This is a genomic window from Variovorax sp. 01N429, from assembly GCF_056399425.1.
Map to the genome: position 1 here is coordinate 1 of NZ_JBFTRG010000195.1, position 392 is coordinate 392.

A 392-nucleotide genomic window follows, 5' to 3' on the forward strand; every position below is an offset into this window, starting at 1 on the left:
CCGCCCGGGTGACCTCGCCGCCCTGCGCCTCGTGGAGTTCCGCGGCATGCAGCACCGACGAGTGCTCGACCGCGCTCACCACCGCGTGCGCGCCGACCCGGCGCCGGCCGCCGAGCGTGCCGAGCAGTGCCAACTGGGCGGCCTGGGTACCCGATCCGGTGAACGACACCTCGTCCGGGCGAACCCCCAGCACGCTCGCCACGGTTTCCCGGGCGGCGTCCAGGAGCACGCCCGAGCGGCGCCCGTCGTGGTACAGCCGCGCCGGATCGGCCCAGCCTTCGTCCATCGCGCTGAGAAAAGCCGCACGTGCGGCGGGGTGCAGAGGCTCGGCGGAAGCGGCGTCGAAGTAGCTCACACAAGCGACGTTAATGCGCCGCGGCACGGGGCCACGC

General features: G+C 74.0%; 1 protein-coding gene. It reads right to left on the reverse strand.

Annotated elements, in window-relative coordinates; all coding sequences use genetic code 11:
* A partial coding sequence (locus AC1DSF_RS31220) for an aminotransferase class V-fold PLP-dependent enzyme (protein WP_478184183.1) occupies positions 1-355 on the reverse strand: 355 nt, incomplete at its 3' end.
* Positions 356-392: the final 37 nt, after the last annotated feature.